At 30.3% G+C, this 20159-nt stretch carries 13 protein-coding genes and 1 riboswitch; of the genes, 7 read left to right on the top strand and 6 right to left on the bottom strand.

Features of this window, described 5'->3' with window-relative positions:
- Window positions 1-21: 21 nt before the first annotated feature.
- The 4 genes from Ccar_RS25970 to glf form a co-directional block, all read right to left on the bottom strand.
- Complete coding sequence (locus Ccar_RS25970; RefSeq protein WP_007064437.1) at window positions 22-1782, bottom strand: C1 family peptidase; 1761 nt, start codon at window positions 1780-1782, stop codon at window positions 22-24.
- A gap of 438 nt (window positions 1783-2220) precedes the next feature.
- Window positions 2221-4614, bottom strand: coding sequence for an HD domain-containing phosphohydrolase (locus Ccar_RS26215; RefSeq protein ID WP_423230853.1), 2394 nt, complete (start codon window positions 4612-4614; stop codon window positions 2221-2223).
- A 501-nt stretch (window positions 4615-5115) separates the two neighbouring features.
- Complete coding sequence (locus Ccar_RS02125; RefSeq protein ID WP_007064006.1) at window positions 5116-6135, bottom strand: glycosyltransferase family 2 protein; 1020 nt, start codon at window positions 6133-6135, stop codon at window positions 5116-5118.
- Window positions 6135-7310, bottom strand: a complete 1176-nt coding sequence (gene glf / locus Ccar_RS02120; protein WP_007064007.1) for a UDP-galactopyranose mutase — start codon at window positions 7308-7310, stop codon at window positions 6135-6137. The genes Ccar_RS02125 and glf overlap by 1 nt, the downstream gene beginning before the upstream one ends.
- A 572-nt stretch (window positions 7311-7882) precedes the next feature.
- Here glf and Ccar_RS02115 point away from each other — a divergent pair.
- Together Ccar_RS02115 and Ccar_RS02110 are read left to right on the top strand one after the other, a co-directional pair.
- A complete protein-coding gene (locus Ccar_RS02115; RefSeq protein WP_007064008.1) occupies window positions 7883-9883 on the top strand; it encodes a methyl-accepting chemotaxis protein in 2001 nt (666 codons plus the stop codon).
- A 636-nt stretch (window positions 9884-10519) separates the two neighbouring features.
- The gene (locus Ccar_RS02110) at window positions 10520-11746 is read left to right on the top strand and encodes an IS256 family transposase (RefSeq protein WP_007061669.1); all 1227 of its coding nucleotides are present in this window, start codon (window positions 10520-10522) and stop codon (window positions 11744-11746) included.
- A 269-nt stretch (window positions 11747-12015) separates the two neighbouring features.
- On the opposite strand, the gene Ccar_RS02105 is transcribed toward Ccar_RS02110, so the two are convergent.
- A complete protein-coding gene (locus Ccar_RS02105) occupies window positions 12016-13182 on the bottom strand; it encodes an AI-2E family transporter (RefSeq protein ID WP_007061670.1) in 1167 nt (388 codons plus the stop codon).
- A gap of 81 nt (window positions 13183-13263) precedes the next feature.
- Window positions 13264-14964 (bottom strand): methyl-accepting chemotaxis protein, encoded by a 1701-nt coding sequence (locus Ccar_RS02100; RefSeq protein WP_007061671.1) that lies wholly within the window; start codon window positions 14962-14964, stop codon window positions 13264-13266.
- Window positions 14965-15270: 306 nt separating this feature from the next.
- Window positions 15271-15381: riboswitch (TPP riboswitch) on the top strand.
- A 117-nt stretch (window positions 15382-15498) separates the two neighbouring features.
- Between Ccar_RS02100 and tenA the strand changes: the two genes are divergently transcribed.
- The 5 genes from tenA to Ccar_RS02075 all read left to right on the top strand — a co-directional run bounded on the left by tenA (window position 15499) and on the right by Ccar_RS02075 (window position 20082).
- Window positions 15499-16158 carry a thiaminase II gene (gene tenA / locus Ccar_RS02095; RefSeq protein WP_007061672.1) on the top strand — a complete coding sequence of 220 codons (660 nt, stop codon included), beginning with the start codon at window positions 15499-15501 and terminating at the stop codon, window positions 16156-16158.
- A gap of 6 nt (window positions 16159-16164) precedes the next feature.
- A complete protein-coding gene (locus Ccar_RS02090) occupies window positions 16165-16917 on the top strand; it encodes an ABC transporter ATP-binding protein (RefSeq protein WP_007061673.1) in 753 nt (250 codons plus the stop codon).
- Complete coding sequence (locus Ccar_RS02085) at window positions 16914-17657, top strand: ABC transporter permease (RefSeq protein ID WP_007061674.1); 744 nt, start codon at window positions 16914-16916, stop codon at window positions 17655-17657. The genes Ccar_RS02090 and Ccar_RS02085 overlap by 4 nt, the downstream gene beginning before the upstream one ends.
- Window positions 17654-18670 (top strand): ABC transporter substrate-binding protein, encoded by a 1017-nt coding sequence (locus Ccar_RS02080; RefSeq protein ID WP_007061675.1) that lies wholly within the window; start codon window positions 17654-17656, stop codon window positions 18668-18670. The genes Ccar_RS02085 and Ccar_RS02080 overlap by 4 nt, the downstream gene beginning before the upstream one ends.
- Before the next feature lie 236 nt (window positions 18671-18906).
- A complete protein-coding gene (locus tag Ccar_RS02075) occupies window positions 18907-20082 on the top strand; it encodes a M20 family metallopeptidase (RefSeq protein ID WP_007061676.1) in 1176 nt (391 codons plus the stop codon).
- Window positions 20083-20159 lie beyond the last annotated feature (77 nt).

The raw sequence follows: 20159 nt of genomic DNA, 5'->3' as shown, positions 1-20159 counted from the left end.
ATTATATTATTATTTTTTATATTATCTCTTTCTTATTTTTCTTTTTTCACCATAATCTTCATCCTCTTCATCCTCTTCATCCTCTTCATCGTCTACCCTTTTTCTTCTTCTAACATTATCTTCTTTATTTGCCTTTTTTCTTTTTTTACCATTATCCTCATCATCTTCGTCATCTACTTTATTTCCCTTATTTCCCTTATTTCCCTTAATTAATACTGCTGAAAGATCTGGTTCTGATTCAGCAAGAACATTCTTTGGAATATAACAATATCCGTTATCCCCCCATTCTGTTCCCCATGAGTTTTTAATTATATAATAATTTCCAATATATCCCACAATCAGCATGGCATGTCTACCATGCTGACCACTTGGTGCTTCAGCTGCATTCATAACTCCATCTCTACCTAATTCACTAAAGGCTTTTCCAGTATTCATTCCAACATGAACAAATCCACCTGCACTGAGTATCTTTTTTACATCTTCCAGTTCTATAGATTCAATTTCTACATCTTCAACACAATAATTTCCGGCATCATCTTCCATATCTTCTACGTCAACTTCTGGCTCTTCAGCATCATTAGGCCATAGTTCTTCTCTACAGGTTCCTGTACTCATAATTTCTATACCTGGTTCTGGTCCACCTTGTGTTCCTTCTCCACCAGAATATGCATATTCGAAATCCTGCATATCTCCTTGAAGATTTTGGAAGCTCAACATTGTATAACTGCAGGCAAGAGGTGGTACTTCTTCGCCTTTCATTTTTAAAGCCATTTCTATAGCATGAGTCCATGCAAAGGCAGAACATCTACTTGTTTGTCCTTGATCACCTACTGGTGAACAGTATTTTCTTAAGTCTACTGTGTCCTTTGAATCTATATTTGAAACAGCCCCTGCTAACTTTTTCTTAGAGGATTTTTTGGATATTGGGGATTTTCGGGACTTTCCTGCTTTTTTACTCCCACTTTTCTTTACTGGAACAGCTGTATGCAATTTGCTTAAATCTGCATCTGGATGTAATTTTTTAATAGTTGAAAGTTCTTCCATTGACACAAAACCTCTTGGAACAACAGTGTCATCTAAGCTATAAAATTGAATTACATCAGATATTCCTTCTATTTCATCTTCCAAATCACTTAGATATTGTTCATTGTTCTCACAAAGTTCATATCCATCATCCATATACTGCTGTTCTGCAGTATCTCCAAAATATTCTCCATCTCCAAAGAATGCTTGTGCTGAACTTTCATAGTCTTCTGGTGTCCAATCACCTTCATCTTCTTCAAAGTCTCCATCTTCTGCATCAGGATATTCACTTCTATCTCCAAATACATCATCATCAAGCTCTAGAGAAAATTCTTCATCATCTTCTTCGCCTTCATATTCATCTTCTTCTCCGTCTTCTTCCTCTTCGTACTCCTCTTCTTCACCTTCTTCTCCGTCCTCTTCCTCTTCGTACTCCTCTTCTTCACCTTCTTCTCCGTCTTCTTCCTCTTCGTATTCCTCTTCTTCGCCTTCTTCTTCAGCTTCCTCTTCTTCGTATTCCTCTTCTCCGCCTTCTTCTTCAGCTTCCTCTTCTTCGTATTCCTCTTCTCCGCCTTCTTCTTCAGCTTCCTCTTCTTCGTATTCCTCTTCTTCTCCTTCTTCTTCAGCTTCCTCTTCTTCGTATTCTTCTTCGCCGCCGCCTTCTTCAACCTCTTCTTCTTCGTATTCTTCTTCGCCGCCGCTTTCTTCTTCTCCACCACCTTCTTCTTCTACATATTCATCATCATCATCATAATTCATTAGCCATCTCTCCTTTTTTTAAAATTATTTTAGTCATTTTTGAAATTTAACAAACCTTTATTTTGACCTAACTTTTCAGCATTAAGATTTTATATTTTCCTCCTTAGTGAAATAATATATCTCAAAAGGAATGGAGTTAACATATTTTGTTTTAGAATTATTTTTTATCATAATATTGTTATCTTCATAAATTAATACCATCCTTTTCTAGTACTTTTATTTACTTTTTTTATTATGTCAAATATGATTTTCAAAAACAATATAAAAGTGATAGAACGGATTTGCAGAGGGCAGAACGGATTACTAATCACATTTTCTTAAGAGAGAATGCCAAATGATTCTCAAATTCATGTAAAGTTTGCTTATAAGAAATCCTATTCTTCATATAAAATAAAAATCTACTAAAAACTCACAATTAGTTTTTAGTAGACTTCTTACTTATACATAAGGTTTATCTAATACTTTTTCAATAAATATGCTTATAAGCTTCGGATCAAATTGGATACCTGCATTTACTTTTAATTCTTTTATAGCAACTTCTTCTGGCAGCGCACTTCTATAACTTCTTTCACTTATCATGGCATCATAAGAATCTGCTATGGTTATAATTCTTGATTGAAGCGGTATTTCCTCTCCCTTTAATCCCTTTGGATATCCTCTTCCATCCCATCTTTCATGGTGAGCTAGTACATATTCAGCCATTTCTGCCATATCATTTACTGTATTAAGTATTCTGTATCCTATTTCAGGATGCTTTTCTATTTCTTGTCTTTCTTCAACTGTTAACCTTCCTGGTTTGTTCAATATATTTTCCTCTATAGCTATTTTGCCTATATCATGCAGCAATCCAACAGTTTTAAGTTCTTTAATTTCATCTTCAGGCAAACCAAGGACTTTTCCCATATTCTCACATAACGTAGAAACCCTATGAGAATGCTGTTCTTCTCTTTTATTTTTCTCATGAAGGGTAGTAATTATAGCACTTACAGTTTTTCCTCTCATACTTGGACTATCAAAAAGCTTTTTCTTGTACATATAATCTTCAGCCTTCTTTAAAATTTCTGATATATCTATATTAATATTTTTCTTGATTTCATAACCAAAAGAAATAGATATATCAACAGCACCTATTTTTTCCTTTGAGGCCATACTTTTGATACGTTTAAGAACTTGTTCTGTTCCACGTTCACTTGTATTAGACATCAAAATTACAAACTCATCTCCTCCAAGTCTGGCAATGACATCACTAGATCTACAACCATTAGTTAAAACCTTAGAAACTTTTTTTAGTAATTCATCCCCTACACCATGTCCTAAAGAATCATTTACAAGCTTTAGTCCATTAACATCTGCCATAATGATTGTTAATGGTAAGTTTTCTTCTTTATCTAATCTTTTCAATTCCTGTTCAAAAAACCTTCTATTATAAAGGCCAGTTAATTGATCATGATAACTTAAATATTCCAATTGAAGCTGCATTTGCTTTCTGTCATTGATATCTCTCCACAAGGAATGAAAAACTTCTTTCCCATTAAGAAAAACAGTTGTTAACATTACCTCTACTGGTAATAAAGTCCCATCAACTCTTTTGTACCACCATTCAAATTTACACTTTCCATTTTCTATAGTTCTTTTTCGCATTTTAAAAGTTTTTTCCCTAGAATTTTCTCCATCAGGCTGCTTTTCTGGATAAAATTCAGTTGGCGATTTACCAACTATAGATTTTTTTGATTCATATCCTAAAGCTTTAACCATAGCTATATTACAATCTAATATTTTATCATCTGAAATTATAATTATTGCATCTGATGAATTTTCAAAAAGGTTTCTGAAGTTATTTTCACTTGTCTTAACAGCCTCTTCTGCTTTTTTTCTTTCAGTAATATCTGTAGCAATTACTGCAAGTTGCATTTTTTGCGGTCTATATGCTATTATTTCGTAGTATTTATCCTTATCCTGTAAATAACTTTCATAGCATGCAGGTTCTCCTGTTTTTACAACCTGTTGAAATTTTTCAATTGAATTGTTTTTTATATTAGGAAATATTTCGTAAATGTGTTTTCCTAATATCTCTTTATTTTTTATCCCCATTAATTTTTCATGACTCTTATTTGCTTCCAAAAATCTGTAATTTATAACTTTTTCTTCTCCATCTGCAGCTGCTTCATAAATTGCTAATCCTTGCTGCATTTCATCTACAAGAGCTTTGTACTTTTCTTCACTTATTTTTAATTCCAACTCATTATGTTTTTCAACAGTTACATTTCTTGATATGGCTATTACTTCTTTTTCATTATTTTTCACAATTCTAAACTCAAAGAAATATTCCTTGTTAGGCATTTCCATCTTATAGTCAATCTTTTCCATGCCTCCATCCTTAAGTACAGATTTAATTTTTTCATAAGCTATTTTTGCTATTTCACGAGGAAGAACTTCCGAAACGTTTTTTCCCACAAAATCTTCCTTTGGCATTAATACAATTTTTTCATCATCTGCTATACAATCTGTAAAATATCCATTGCTGTCAACAATAAATAAAGTATCCGGCATTGCTTTAACAATAGCTTTATTTTTTTCTTCACTTTTACTTAATTTCTTTTCACTTTCTATAAGCTGATCATATTGAGCTGTTATTTCCTCTTGAAATGCAGTTAATTGTTGTATATAAGCTTCAAGTTCCTCATTAGCTGCTGCTAATTCCTTATAGCTTTCATTAAGTTTATTTTCTGTTAAATAAACCTTTTTCAAAAGCGTAGTTATTAATAAATAAATAATAATTGTACTCACAATAACATGCAGCCAACCTTTTGACATACTTATAATTAATAGCATATCCTTATCTTTAACAATTTCACATACAATTTTATCTGAAAAATAAATCCATAAAAATCCTATAACCAAATATATCAAGCATATTTTAAGACATTCATACTTATATTTGTCATTATTTTTTAAAATTGAGTAGATTTTTTCTCTCAGCCATTGAAACATAACACACCTCCATTTACATTATATTAAATTAGATTCTGCTCAACTTATTTACAATTCAATATTCATAATTTTATCATAAAAACATATACTTATGTATTTTTCAACAAATAAATTATTATAATCCAATCTTTCAACACAAATATCTTATATGTATATATTATATTAATTTTGATAAAATTCAACAAGAATTGTTTATTATTATGGATATTCATTTATACTTAATTTTATATATTCTTACTACTGTATTAATTGAAAATTTACCAAAAGAAAATAGACGTGATAAAAAACACGCCTATTTTTATAATAGTTTTCTCTAAAATTCTTCATAAAACATAATAATTTCTAATTAAATTTATACTTCCTACTAGTTAAATAATATGCATACTTAGTTATTTTTCTTCCAAGATTACCCCAAAGATTAGATACTATACCAAAAAGACGATATCGCATGCGGAAATACACCTTTTCATCTACATTCTTTAAATATAGCCATAGTTCTTTTTTCTTTTGAAGGTTCTCTTCAGTTCCAGACACCACAAGAAGCACTGATGAAATAGTCATCATCATAGAAAGATAGTTTTTCATATAGTCATCCAGACGTTTATTAGGTATTCTACCAATAGTACAATAGAAGTCAATCATTAGCTTAGTCACACGAATTTGCTGATCTATTCTCTTTATCATAATTTTCTCATTAACAGATTGATCTTCTCTTCCAATAAAGTATCTATATAAATCAATATTCATATAATAAATAGTTTTAACATATGGTAGTGGCTGATAAACAAATAGATTGTCCACATAGAATGTATGCTTTGGAAGTACAAGTCCACATTCACGTAAAAGCTCTGTATTATAAATTACAGAATGCATAAGAATATACTGTGACATCTTAAATTTACCAACATCACTCCATCCAAATACCCTATTTTCTGGCATAACATTTTTATATCTTACTACATGACTGGTATTATCTACTGTATGCTCATAAACATAATTACAAATCATCATATCAAGTTCTTTTCCCTGTTCATGAAGCTCTTTAAGCACAGATATTACTTTTAACATTCCAGGTACATCAAGCCAATCATCAGAATCTACAACCTTAAAATATAGACCAGAAGCATTTTTTATACCAGTGTTTACAGCTTCACCATGGCCTCCATTTTCCTGATGTATTGCTTTAATTATACTAGGATACTTTGCAGCATAGTTATCAGCAATCATAGCGGTTCCATCGGAAGAACCATCATCAACAAGTATTATTTCTACGTCTTCTCCCCCTGGAAGTAGAGTTTCTATGCAATGCTCCATATAGGACTCTGAATTGTAACATGGAACTGTAAATGTTATTATTTTCATTAATCGTTTCCTTTCTCGTCATAAATAATTTTATCAGCTAAAATTAATGCTCTTTCAATTATTGCATCCATATTATAATATTTATATTCTGCTAATCTACCAAGTAAATAAAAATTAGAAAATTTCTCAGTAAGTTGTTCATATTTTTTGTAAAGCCCTAAATTCTCCTCATTTAGGATAGCATAATAAGGTATTTCATCTTCAGTTCCTGCATATGCCTTTGGATATTCTTTCATAATAGTAGTTTTTTCGCAAATATTCTGACCTGTTAAATGCTTAAACTCAGTAATTCTTGTAAATGGCTCATCCACAGTATAGTTTACCGTCCCCTTTGGTTGGTACCAAGTCATATCATGTGTTTCAAACAAGAAATCTAAGGTTCGATAAGGTAATCGTCCAAACTTACAATTAAAAAACTCGTCCAAAGCACCAGTATATATTATAGTTCCATTAAATGGTTTACCCTCAAAAAACATATTATTTTCATTTATTTCAAAAAGTTCATTTGCATCTGTATTAACTCTTAAATGTATATTAGGATTGTCCAACAGCTTCTCAAAAAGAGAAGTATATCCATCAGATGGCATTCCTTGATATTCATCCTGAAAATATCTATTATCTTGTGAAATTAGTACAGGAACTCTAGCTATAACAGATGGATCTATATTCTCAGGAGTAACTCCCCACTGCTTTTGAGTATAATATAAAAACACATTATTATAAACAAAATCAGCTAATTCCTGAAGATCAGGATCTGTTTCACTGCGAAGCTGTGCAATAGTTAGTCTTGTACCCATACCATAAACAGAAACAAGCTTTTTTTTCAACATTTCTGCCTTTTCAGTATTAAAAGTCATATTAAGAGAATTCAGATTAAATGGTACTGGTATTAATTTCCCATGAAGATTTGCTAAAACTTCATGGGAATAATCTCTCCACTCTGTAAATCGTGAAATATAGTCATATACTCTTTTATTATTAGTATGAAATATATGAGGTCCATATTTATGAACTAATATTCCATCCTCATTAAAAAAGTCATAAGTGTTACCCCCTATATGACTGCGTTTTTCTATAATTAATACCTTCTTGCCTTCTCGTTCTGCTAATTCACGAGATATAACTGCACCCGCTAATCCACAACCTACTACTAGACAATCATATGCGTTATTCATTAGTTAATGTTTCCTCCATTCATCGGATATTATGTCTTATATAAAAAGTTATACACTTCATTTTATCATAAATAATTATTATATAAAATTCTACTCATTTTTTATGATAATCTTTGTTTATATCATTGTCAATAATGTATCCAGCATGTTTAACAAATGTAATAAAAATATAATAAAAATGTAACAAAATAGTAATTATGAACTTCTGATAAAAGATATACTATTTTGATTTCTATTCTTATTAAAATTATTTATTTTTCGACATTAATTTGTTATAAATATTATTATTTTTATAAATACTTCTATTTACATTGTTTATAATATCTATATTTTATTTTAATTTAAAAAAATAATTAAAATATGTTGATTTTTGTCAATATGTAATTTATTATATTATGTATCAGATAATTTCAAAACAAGTGATTAAATTCAAAATTAAGTGAATTTTGAATTTTCAAAAGCCTTAAAATTCACTTTATTCAGAAGTTAGTCAAAATTATCTACATTAACTAATAATTACTTTTCTGTATTAAAAGTAGAACAAAACTATAATAAAAAAAGGAGCAACTAAAATGAACTTCAAAAATTTCAAGCTAAATAGTATTCGCACCAAATTAGTTATTAGTTTAATATCAATTTGTTTAATTCCCTTAATCATATCTGGAGCCGTTTCTTATGTAGAATCAAAATCAATACTTAACAAAAAATTGTCTCTTACCAGTTCTCAATCAATTTTACAAATAGAAAATGGTCTTACTAATTACTTCAATGGATTTTCAGATATAGTTTCTCTTACCGCGAGTAATCCAGGCATTGTAAATGTTGATACAGACAATAATACTGGAATTGTATCAGAAATATTAAAAGGCGTAAAGGAAAGTGATAAAGATATACTTGGAGTATATTATGGAACTTCCTCTGGAAAATTTACAATATACCCTAATGCAAAAATGCCTGATGGATATGATGCAACCAAAAGAGATTGGTATAAGCAAGCTTTAGACAATAAAGGAAAAGTTATAATAACTCCTCCTTACAAGGATGCTGCTACTGGAAATAGTGTTGTTACGCTTGCAAAAACAGTAGAAAAAAACGGACAAGTAGTTGGAGTTATTGGGCTGGATTGCTCATTAACTACTCTTTCACAAAAAATATCTTCACAAAAAATAGGTACTACAGGATATGTGTTTATTTCTGATATATCAGGCACTATTCTAGCTCATCCTAACAAAGAACTTGTTGGTACAAAGGAAGCTGCTAATTTATCCTTTTGGGATAAAGTAAAATCAGAAAATAGCGGTTTTATAAATTATACATATAATGGTGCTAAAAAATTTGGAGTATATAAAACAAATGAATTCACAGGCTGGAAGTTAGTAGCCTGCTTAAATGAAACTGAACTTTCTAGCGACACAATGGCCATATTACAAATAACTTCTTTAATAACATTAGTAATGGTATTATTTGCAGTGGGTCTATCCTTATTATTAAGTAAGGGAATTGCTAATAACATTAAAAAGTTAAAAGATGTGTTTGCTAGAGCTTCAAATGGAGATTTGACAGTATCCATAACCGCTACAACAAAAGATGAATTCAAGGATTTAGCTGAATCATTCAATTTAATGATGAGAAATATATCAGAGCTTATAAATAATGTAACAAATTCCTCTAAAACTGTACTAGATACATCCTCAAGCCTTGCTAATATGTCCGAGGAAGTAACATCTTCCATAACTGAAGTTTCAAAAGCAATAGAAGAAGTTTCTTTAGGTGCAACAGAACAAGCACAAAATGCTCAAAAAGGTGCTTCGGAAATGGAGGACTTATCCGCTAGATTAGATAAAATTAATATTAGTTCTAAAGAAATGGATGAAATTTCAAAGGACACTAAAGAATTAGGCTCAAAAGGACTTTCTATGATAGATACTTTAATAGAAAAATCAGATAAAGCTAAAATAGCTACCAAATCAGTAAATGATGTAATTAGTGCTATGAATGAAAGTTCTAAGCAGATAAATATTATATCTGAAACAATATCTGATATAACATCACAAACTAATCTTTTATCATTAAATGCAAGTATAGAATCCGCACGTGCTGGCGAAGCTGGTAAGGGATTTGCTGTGGTTGCAGAAGAAATAAGAACTCTTGCTGAACAATCACAAAGTTCCACAGAAGAAATAAAGAAAATTATAGCTGCTATACAGAAAAAATCAGAAACAGCAGTAAGTGCCATTAATTCAACGGAAGCTGCAGTAAACGATCAGTATTTAGCAGTAAATAAGACTCAAGAAATATTTAATAATATTTTAAAATCCATCGAAACGATGATTGTTAAAGTGGATGAAGTAAAAATGTCTATTGTTGACATAAATGATAAAAAACAATCTACAGTAGCTGAAATTGAAAATATTTCATCTATATCTGAGCAAACAGCTTCTGCTTCACAAGAAGTTACTGCTTCTACAGAAGAAATAACCGCTACTATGGAAAACTTTACACAGCATTCAAACAAGCTTCAAATGTTAGCAAAACAGTTAGAAACACAAATAACTAAGTTTAAAGTTAACTAACATAATTTTTATCTAAATATAAGCATATTACGACGTAAAGGTACAGTGGAAGTTTGGATTTTAACTTTTACTTCGTGATATATGATAAGGGTGTCATCACGGCTAAATGTTTTAATTATTCTAAAGCTCGAAATTTTTGAAAGCCTAAGAACTTTGTCAAACTCGGTTCCCTCAAACAGGACTAAAGTTCTAAGGCTTTCAAAAATTTTGAGCTAAGAATAATACTAAAACAATTTAGCTAATGTGATGACACCCTTATCATATATCACTGCATAAAAGTTAAAATTCAAACTAATAACTTTATGTTTACGCACCTAATTGCATTGTTATAGATACTTTTAGTAAGCAAAAAGCATATTTGTACCACTAACTTATAATGCTCAAAAATTAATGTTGAATATGCTATTGCACTAATATATTTAGTTTAAAAAGCAATTGCTTACACATGATGACATGAAAATGTAGTTAAATTTCAAGGTAGATATATTGTTAAACTAAATAATAAGTATTATGTGTACAGTTGAAGGGAGCGCAAGTAGATTTGTGTAAATTACAAATCTATTTGCGTTCTTTTTGCATAGATAACTGGTATTTATCGAAAAAATAACATAGAGGTTTATGAAAGGAGAAAATGAAATGAAGCAATTACAAATACCAGATATAGATTTTAACAAAGAATTAAATAAATGTAGGAGTATGGAGGATTTAATCGGTAAGAATGGACTTATGCAGCGTCTATTTGGTGATATAATTCAACAGTTTCTAGAGGCCGAAATGGAAGAACATCTCGGTAGAGAGAAATATGAGAGAGATATTAGTGAAAATAAGAATTATAGAAATGGCTATAGCTCAAAAAATATAAGAACTAGCTTTGGAGAAGTTGATGTCAATGTTCCAAGAGACAGAAATTCAAAATTTGAACCAAAAATCGTGAAAAAATATGAAACAGTTTGTAATGAGCTTGATAAAAAGGTTATAGGACTATATGCAAGAGGCATGTCTGTGGATGACATTAAGTCAGAAATAGATGAACTTTACGGGGTAGATATATCTCCTGCGATGATTTCAAAAATAACAGATAAGGTTATGGAAACGGCTATCGCCTGGCAAAATAGGTCGTTAGACTGTGTATATCCTATAGTGTATATGGATGCAATTCATTTTAAAGTTAAAGAAGAGCACAGAATTGTAAGCAAAGCTGCCTATATATGTATGGCTTTAGATATTAAAGGTTATAAAGATATACTTGGAATTTGGGTTGGAGAGCAGGAAGGAGCAAAGTTTTGGTTATCGGTATGTAATGATCTTAAAAATAGAGGAGTAAGGGATATAATAATTGCCTGTATGGATGGACTTAAAGGCCTACCTGATGCTATAAAGGCCGTATTTCCTAATGTAAGTATACAAAATTGCATAGTACATCAAATAAGAAACTCTATAAAGTACATAGCATCAAAGGATAGTAAAGCTTTTATGAAAGATCTAAAGAATGTATATAAAGCCACCAATGAGGATGTAGCTTTAAATGCGCTTCAATCATTAGAAGATACATGGGGTGAAAAATATTCAATAGTAATACAATCATGGAGGAACAATTGGCAAAACTTATCTACTTATTTTGATTTTCCACCAGAGATTAGAAGGATAATATATACTACCAATGCATTAGAGGGATTCAATAGGCAATTGAGGAAATTTACAAAGATTAGAACTTCATTTCCTACGGATGATTCACTAATGAAGGCATTATACTTAGCTACAGAACAGATTATGAAAAAATGGATTTCACCTAGCCAGAACTGGTCTCTAACATTGGCTCAACTCAGCATAATGTTTGAAGATAGGCTTGAACAATATATATAGAAAGCTACGCTTATATTTTTTAAATAAATGTGAATAAAAATAAAAGTTTTGCAAACTATAATAACAAATACGAGTTATACTATCTCATTATTTAGCATTCCCAAAAGACAAAAAATTACTACTGATGTATATACCAGTAGTAATTTCCAAATAAATTTTATCATATCAATTTAAATTTACACAAAGCTACGTGCGTTCTCCAGTTGAAAGTTACTTCGCTTACATACGCTTATGTCACATTATTTTTTCAACTGTGAAACTTACCCTAATCACTCAGTTACTTGGCTCATGTGATAAGCATACCACTTACTAATTAACCTTTTTAAAGAAGCCGCTGCTGGTACAGCTATAAGCATTCCTATAAGACCACCTACATTTCCACCTACAAGAATTGCAACCATGGTAAATACCGGATGAAGTCCAACACTATCCCCTACTATTTTAGGTGCTAATAAATTATTGTCCACTTGTTGGACTACAAGCATTCCAATAATCGCCCATAATGCTGTAATAGGCTCTCCACTTAATAATGCCATAATTACTGCTAAAACAGTTCCAACAACAGGTCCAATATATGGTATCATATTACAAATACCTGCAATAATTCCTATCATTAATGCATAGTCTATTTTAATAAAATACAATACTATAGCTGATAAAACTCCTACAATGCCAGCTTCCAATAGCTGTCCTCTTATATATCTATAAAATGTATCATCCACAATATTTAATATTTCTTTTAATTTATTGCCTACCTTACTTTTTCCAAATATAAGATCAAAAATCTTATTCCACAAATCCATAAAGTATTCAAAATCCTGTATTAGATAGATACTCAACACCACGGCTATAAAAAATGAAGCTATATTTCCACCTATGGACACAACAGAATTTGTTATTGAACCTATACTGGCAGAAAAATATGACTGTATAGAACTTACTATTTCAGCAATTTTATCATTTAAATTACCTGGTATTGATATATTTAAACTTGCTAGTTTTTCATTTATAGAAGTAACAGACAATGTAGAATTCTTTAAATAATCAGTAAGAAACATTCCCATATTGGATATAGTCACATTACTAGAAACTTTTCCTCCAACCATAATATATATTCCACTAATAACAGCTACAAAAATCCCTGTTACTAACGCATATACTACTAAAATTCCAATTGCTCTTCTACTAGATGGTTTTTTCAATATTTTTTTCTTTTCTAGAAAATTTTCAACACTTTTTACACCTGGTTTCAACAGGTACACAATTACTAATGCAATAAAAAATGGTTTTAAAACCCCAATAATTTTATTTAATATATTATTGAGTAAGGATAATATACCTCCTACATTATTAAAAAACATTATAACCGCATAAACAAAAAGCACTGTTGCCGCGGCATATACACAATATTGTAATAATTTTTTATCTATTTTCATCTTCGCCTCTCTACTTTAATTAAGTTATTTTTTATATAATTGCTTTGCAATAATAATGAACTTATAAGCAATTATTAAAGGTTAAATATCAAATTTGGAAATTTGTTCTTTTAATTTTTCAGAACTATTCTTGGATTTCTTTGTCAACTTAAAAATATCGTTGGATTTTAAAGTTATATCCATTACTTTTTGTGCAATATCAGTAGTTGCACTAACTCCTTCACCTGATAATTTAGCCATACCATCAATAGATTTTAATACATCTTTTATTCTAATCAATAATTCCTCTGAAGTAGAATTAAAATTTTTAATAAGCTCATCCACAAATTTTGCATCTTCGCTATACTTGTCTGCAACATCAAGCAGCGTTTTATAGTCATTTTGCACATCATTAGATACAAAATCAAGTAACTTATTTGAACTGTTTGAAAGCTCATTAACTGATGCTGTAACTTTTCCTGTAACACTTTGTATCTGCATAACTGTATTCTTTGACTGTTCTGCAAGCTTCCTAATTTCCTCAGCTACTATTGAAAACCCTCTTCCTGCCTCTCCTGCACTAGCAGCTTCTATAGCTGCATTTAATGCAAGCATATTGGTTTGAGAAGTTATTTGTATTATAGACTCAGATAAAACATTTATTTGTTCTACAATTTTTGAATTTTCAATAGCTTTTTCAAGTTCTTCCTTTGTTTTCAAGAAAACATCAGAAGCCTTTCTCTGTGCATCATTTACACTTTCTTTTGTATAAACTGCTCTTTTACTAATCTCCAAAACTTCATTTACAGCATTTTGAGAATTCTTTGCTATGGATTCTACTGATTTTTCAATCTCTTGGGCAGTAGTATTCATTTCTTGTGACGATGCTGCCGTTTGCTCCATACCTGCAGATAACTCCTCTGTATCTTCTGACACATCCTCTATATTTGAATTCAATCCATCAACCTTTACCGAAACATCATCAACTACATGCTTAATATTTTCTGATTCCTCCATTACATTTTCTATCATTTTCTTGAAAGTTGCTGTAGTGTTGTTTAAATGCTGTGCAATTTCTTTAGTTTCATCATTTGAATTTATCTCACAAGTACTTTTCAAGTCTCCATTTGAAATATTTTGTAGAAATTCTTGTATTTTATTAATGTTTTTAGATATGCGTTTTACCATAATAGTGGCAAGAATAATACCTAAAGCTATGGCACCTAAAGATACTAATACAATTATTACCATAATATTTCTTACCTTGGAAACTATATTTTCCTTTTCAACTCCAACAAAGAAAGCACCTATAACTTTGTCACTGGAATCTTTAATTGGTGTATATCTTGTTTGATATACACTTCCTACTACAACTGCCTCACCCTCATATGCTTTTCCTTGTTTTAAAACTACATCAGCAACTTTGTCAGACATTTTAGTTCCTACAGCTCTTTTTCCATCCATCGTGACATTAGTTGAAACCCTTGTATCATTTAAAAATATAGTACATATAGAATTAGTATCAGTTTTTATATTATCTACCAATTCAGTATCTTCATTTAATATCTTTTTACCTTTAAGAAGGTTCCCACCTTCTATTTTCCAATCCCCTTGATATTTTTCATTTAAAATTCTATAACCGCTATTGTTACTAATTTTAAGCTGATTGTTTACATTTTCTTCAACAATGCCATTAATTTTATAATATACAATAGATAAAATCGCCGAAGCCAAGAATAGTAACATTAAAGTGATAACGGAAATTATCTTCCCTTTAAACTTAAACTTTATTATTCTGTTCATAATTATGTCCCCCCATTTACTATTTTACATATTACACATGAGTTTCTATTGTCTATATTCGTCATAAAAATATAAAATCCTTTGGAAATTTTCTAAAACTTGCAATTAACTTAAAAATTTGCAGTATCTATTGCAATATTTTTTAATTATACTATCTATAATTAATTAAGAAATATTTTGAAGATTATTTAATTTATTGATATTATTGACATAAATGTTAATAAATATTTAGTTAACATACTTTAACTCTATTGACGACATTAGTATATTGTAGTAACATAAACTTGTAAATACAAAATTAAATAGCAGAAATCCCAGGGGGGCTGGTGTTACCAGCTGAGAGTAAAAATATTAATTTTTAGACCCTATAACCTGATCTGGATAATACCAGCGTAGGAAGAGGCTTTATATAATTAAGGATTATAGGTACAAACCTCTTGTTGGTTTGTACCTTTTTAATTTTAAGCAATAAACTACATTGCATTTCAAATAAAATACAAGTTCAACAAAACTTAATAATGAGGAGGATTTAAAATGAAATTTTCAGATACCCTATATAAAAGCGTTAAAGACATTTGGGATTCTTATTACGTACATCCATTTGTTAGGGGAATAGGCGAAGGAACTTTAGATAAAGATAAATTTAAATTTTATATGATACAAGATTATATTTACCTATTAGATTACGCTAAAGTTTATGCTTTAGGTGTAGTTAAAGCTGAAACAGAAGAAGTAATGCAGGGTTTTTCCAGCACAGTAAATGGTATATTAAATGGTGAAATGAATATTCACCGCTCTTATATGGAGGAATTAGGAATTACGCCAGAAGAAGTTAAAAACACTAAAGCATCACTTGCCAATACTTCATATACACATTACATGCTTGCTGTTTCTCAAGCAGGCTCTTTGGGAGATGTTGCTGTTTCATTGTTATCCTGCGCATGGAGTTACTTAAAAATTGCTACAAATTTAAGTAAAATTAATGGTTCTTTAGACAATGAATTTTATGGCAAATGGATAAAGGGCTATATTTCAGAAGATTATAAGGAAGAAGTACAATGGCTTTTAGATTTAGTAGATGACCTTGGAAAACACTTGTCAGAGAAAGAATTAGATAGGTTAACGGAAATATTTATAAACTGTAGTAAATATGAACTCATGTTTTGGGACATGGCCTATAACAAGGAGATGTAATTTTTTATGTTAAAATTCTGCAATGTTAATTTCAAATATGAAAATGATGCAGCTCCTCTTATAGAGAACTTGAGCTTCAAAGTACATAGAGGAGATTTTATAAGTATAATAGGCCCAAGCGGATGTGGAAAAAGTACTATATTCAGGCTTATTTGTGGTTTAGAACATGGCTATTCTGGAAACATTTTCATAAATGACAATGATATTAATAATTTAAAAGGTTATATAGGCTATATGCCTCAAAAGGATTTATTAATTCCCTGGAGAAACATTTTAGAAAATGCTTCACTTCCACTTGAAATACGTGAAAATAACCCCAAACAAGCTAAGAAGGAAGCAGAAAAATTTTTAGAAACATTTGGTCTTGGAAGTTATAAATATAAATATCCAAAGGACTTATCAGGCGGAATGAAACAGAGGGTTTCATTTATAAGAACTTTGCTTACCGGGTCTGAAATTATGCTTCTGGATGAACCTTTCAGTGCTTTAGATGCTATAACTAAACTATCAATGCAAGAATGGCTGCTAACTCAATGGTCTTCGTTTAAAAAAACCATATTATTTATAACTCATGATGTTGAAGAAGCTTTATTTCTATCAAGTAAAATATTAGTGGTTTCCCAAAAACCTATAACTCAGTTAAAGGAAGTAGTAGTTCCTCTAAGCTATCCAAGAGATAGGCACATGTTAAGCAGACCAGAAATATTGGACATAAAAGAAAAACTTATAAATGAATTGAAACAGAGGGTTGAACTATGAAAAAATACACATCATCAATAATTGTAGGAATTTCATTTTTTCTAATTTGGGAAGCTATAGCACGAAAAATAGATGCAGCGTATATACTGCCCTCCCCAAGCAAAATTTTACAAAGAACTTGGGAACTAAGGGATCCACTATTTACAGTACATCTTCCTGCTACACTATGGGTTACTTTTTTAGGACTTGTTATATCATTGATTTTCGGAGTATTCTTGGCCATACTCATGAGTTTAAATGGAAAAATTCAAAATGCAATATATCCTCTTGTGGTGATAACTCAAACTGTACCAATTACAGCTTTGGCTCCTATATTTGTACTTTGGTTTGGTTACAGCATATGGAGCAAAGTATTAGCAACCATACTTATGACTTTTTTTCCTATTACAATTAATGTATATGATGGCCTTAGATCCACTAAGAGAGAAATGGAAGAATTGTTAATTACTTATGGGGCTACCAAAAAAGATATATTTATTAAGTTAAAATTGCCTTCAGCATTACCATACTTTTTTTCAGCACTAAAAATATCTGTACCCCTTAGTGTAATAGGTGCTGCCATTAGTGAATGGCTTGGAGCTCAATCAGGTCTTGGATACTTTAGCAAAAGAATGATGACTCAACTAGATGGTGCAGGAGTCTTTGCACCTATAGTAATTTTATCTCTTATTGCAGTAATATTTGTTTTTATAATAGATATTTTAGAAAATAAACTAATAAAATGGAGGAATGAAGTGTGAAAAAATTTAAGTATTTAGCTTTATTATTAGTACTAATATGTTTAATAGGTACAGGCTGCTCTGCTGGCACTCAAAGCAGCAAAAAGGATTCTGGTAAGTTAGAGGATGTTGATGTAGTATTGGATTGGTATCCAAATGCAATACACAGTTTCATATACGCAGCTATAGAAAATGGATATTATAAAGAACAGGGATTAAATGTTCATATTAAATTTCCATCCAATGCAACAGATCCATTGACACTTACAGCTGCCAACAAAGCAACTATAGGAATTTATTATCAACCTGATATCATAATGTCTAGGGCTAATGAAAACATTCCTATAAAATCTGTTGGTGCCATAGTTCATACACCTTTAAATGTAGTTATTGCTTTAAAAGAAAAAAACATAAACTCTCCAAAGGATCTAGCTGGAAAAACTATTGGTTTTTCAGGAAATCCTTTAAATGTAGAATATGTTAAAACCATGATCAAAGCTGATGGAGGAGATCCAAGTTCAATAAAAACTATAGATGTAGGTTTTGAGCTGCTTTCCTCTATGACAACTAAAAAGGTTGATGCCACAACTGGTGGACTTATAAATCATGAAGTTCCTGTTTTAAAGCATGAAGGACATCAACTAAATTATTTTGATCCATCAAAATATGGAGTTCCTAATTATTATGAAGAAATTTTTGTAGCTAGTGACAAAACAATAAAAGAAAAACCTGAAACTCTAAAGAAATTTATGAAAGCTTCACAAAAAGGTTTTGAATTTATGAAGCAAAATCCAGACAAAGCATTAAAAATTCTAATGAATAATCAACAAAAAGAAAACTTTCCTCTTGTAGAGGCAGTTGAAAAAGAAAGTATGGATACATTGCTTCCAAAAATGGATTCAAAAGAAGAACCATTTTTAACTCAAAATAAGAAGGTTTGGGAAGATCACATAAATTGGTTATATCAAAAAGGCCTTATAAAACAGAAACCAAAGGCTGAAGATTGTTTTGTAAATATTACCGACTTAAAATAAATATTAAAGAAAGAGATGTTTAAAATGTACATTCATTTTAAACATCTCTTTCTTTTGTTGTTTCAATTTAATTCAACACATTATTTTATTTTCAAAACATATAAAAACATTGAAATATAAATTTAAAAAATTATTATTTGTAAATATTAATTTTTTGAACTATAATTTAATATTAATTTCAATATTTATTTTCAATACATATAAAATGCACTAAAATGTACAGGGAGGAATTTAAAATGACACTAGAACAAAGAAAGAAGGCTTTTGAATTTATAGACCTTCATAAAGATGAAATGCTATGTTTACTGAAAGAACTTGTAACTACAGAAAGTGACACTCGAAATAAAAATTCAGTAGATAACTTAGCTCAAAAGTTGAAAGAAATACTTTGTAGCATTGGAATGAATACAAGAATAGTTGAATATAAAAACTCTGGGAATTCCATTGTTGCAGAATCAGCATCAAACAAATGTAAAAAAGGAGTTATCCTTTCTGGTCATATGGATACAGTTTTTAAAAAAGGCACCCTAGAAAATATGCCTTTTAAAATAGAAAATGATAAAATTTATGGACCAGGAGTTTTAGATATGAAGGGTGGTATTATAATTGCTCTTTATGTTATTAAGGCTCTAAATTCCATTGAATATAACGAACGTCCTATAAAAGTTATAATTTCAGGTGACGAAGAAACTGGCCATTGCAATTCTAAATGCAATGAATTATTTATCAATGAATCAAAAGGATTTGGAGCTGCCTTCAATTTTGAAACTGGATTTCTTGACAATGGAGTAATCGTAGGACGAAAAGGCGTTGCTGAATTTAGTTTAGAAATAGAAGGTATTTCTGCACATGCAGGTAATTCACCTGAAAAAGGAAGAAGTGCAATTCAAGAAATGGCATATAAAATAATAGACATACAAAATTTAAATAATTTAAAAAATGGTACTACCTTTAATGTGGGAACCATCACTGGCGGTACTGTACCAAATGCTATTCCTGACTATGCCAAAATTGAAATAGATGTCCGATATACAAAATTAAGTGAAAAGTCAAGTATTGAAAATACTCTACAAAGCATTGCATCAAAAACATATATAGAAGGTACAAAAAGCAAACTTAAAGTAAAAAGTTATATGCCTCCTATGGAAACCACCGATGATGTTATGAAATTATTTGAATTTGCTAAAAAAACTTCTGCAGAAATTGGACTTGGAGATATATACTCTAAAACAACAGGGGGTGGTTCTGATGCATCCTACATAGTTACTGCTGGTGTTCCAGCACTATGCGCTATGGGAGTTAAAGGTGAGTGGAATCATACTCCTAGAGAATATGGCATTGTAGAATCTTTATTTGAAAGAGCAAAACTCATAATTGCATGTATACTAAATCTAGATGAGTATTTAAAATAATCTCATAAAATAATAAAAGCTATGAATTAAGTATTTAAAGAATATGAATAGAAACAAGTAATTTTAGAAATTTACTG

Source organism: Clostridium carboxidivorans P7 (genome assembly GCF_001038625.1).
Taxonomy (GTDB): domain Bacteria; phylum Bacillota; class Clostridia; order Clostridiales; family Clostridiaceae; genus Clostridium_AM; species Clostridium_AM carboxidivorans.
The sequence above is the reverse complement of the archived record's forward strand: the minus strand, read 5'-3'. Positions and strand labels throughout refer to the sequence as shown.

Excerpts from the sequence above, each read along its gene's own strand:
- Ccar_RS25970 (WP_007064437.1), bottom strand. The coding sequence starts at position 1,782 with ATGAATTATGATGATGATGATGAATATGTAGAAGAAGAAGGTGGTGGA.
- Ccar_RS26215 (WP_423230853.1), bottom strand. The coding sequence starts at position 4,614 with ATGCTATTAATTATAAGTATGTCAAAAGGTTGGCTGCATGTTATTGTG.
- Ccar_RS02125 (WP_007064006.1), bottom strand. The coding sequence starts at position 6,135 with ATGAAAATAATAACATTTACAGTTCCATGTTACAATTCAGAGTCCTAT.
- glf (WP_007064007.1), bottom strand. The coding sequence starts at position 7,310 with ATGAATAACGCATATGATTGTCTAGTAGTAGGTTGTGGATTAGCGGGT.
- Ccar_RS02115 (WP_007064008.1), top strand. The coding sequence starts at position 7,883 with ATGAACTTCAAAAATTTCAAGCTAAATAGTATTCGCACCAAATTAGTT.
- Ccar_RS02110 (WP_007061669.1), top strand. The coding sequence starts at position 10,520 with ATGAAGCAATTACAAATACCAGATATAGATTTTAACAAAGAATTAAAT.
- Ccar_RS02105 (WP_007061670.1), bottom strand. The coding sequence starts at position 13,182 with ATGAAAATAGATAAAAAATTATTACAATATTGTGTATATGCCGCGGCA.
- Ccar_RS02100 (WP_007061671.1), bottom strand. The coding sequence starts at position 14,964 with ATGAACAGAATAATAAAGTTTAAGTTTAAAGGGAAGATAATTTCCGTT.
- tenA (WP_007061672.1), top strand. The coding sequence starts at position 15,499 with ATGAAATTTTCAGATACCCTATATAAAAGCGTTAAAGACATTTGGGAT.
- Ccar_RS02090 (WP_007061673.1), top strand. The coding sequence starts at position 16,165 with ATGTTAAAATTCTGCAATGTTAATTTCAAATATGAAAATGATGCAGCT.
- Ccar_RS02085 (WP_007061674.1), top strand. The coding sequence starts at position 16,914 with ATGAAAAAATACACATCATCAATAATTGTAGGAATTTCATTTTTTCTA.
- Ccar_RS02075 (WP_007061676.1), top strand. The coding sequence starts at position 18,907 with ATGACACTAGAACAAAGAAAGAAGGCTTTTGAATTTATAGACCTTCAT.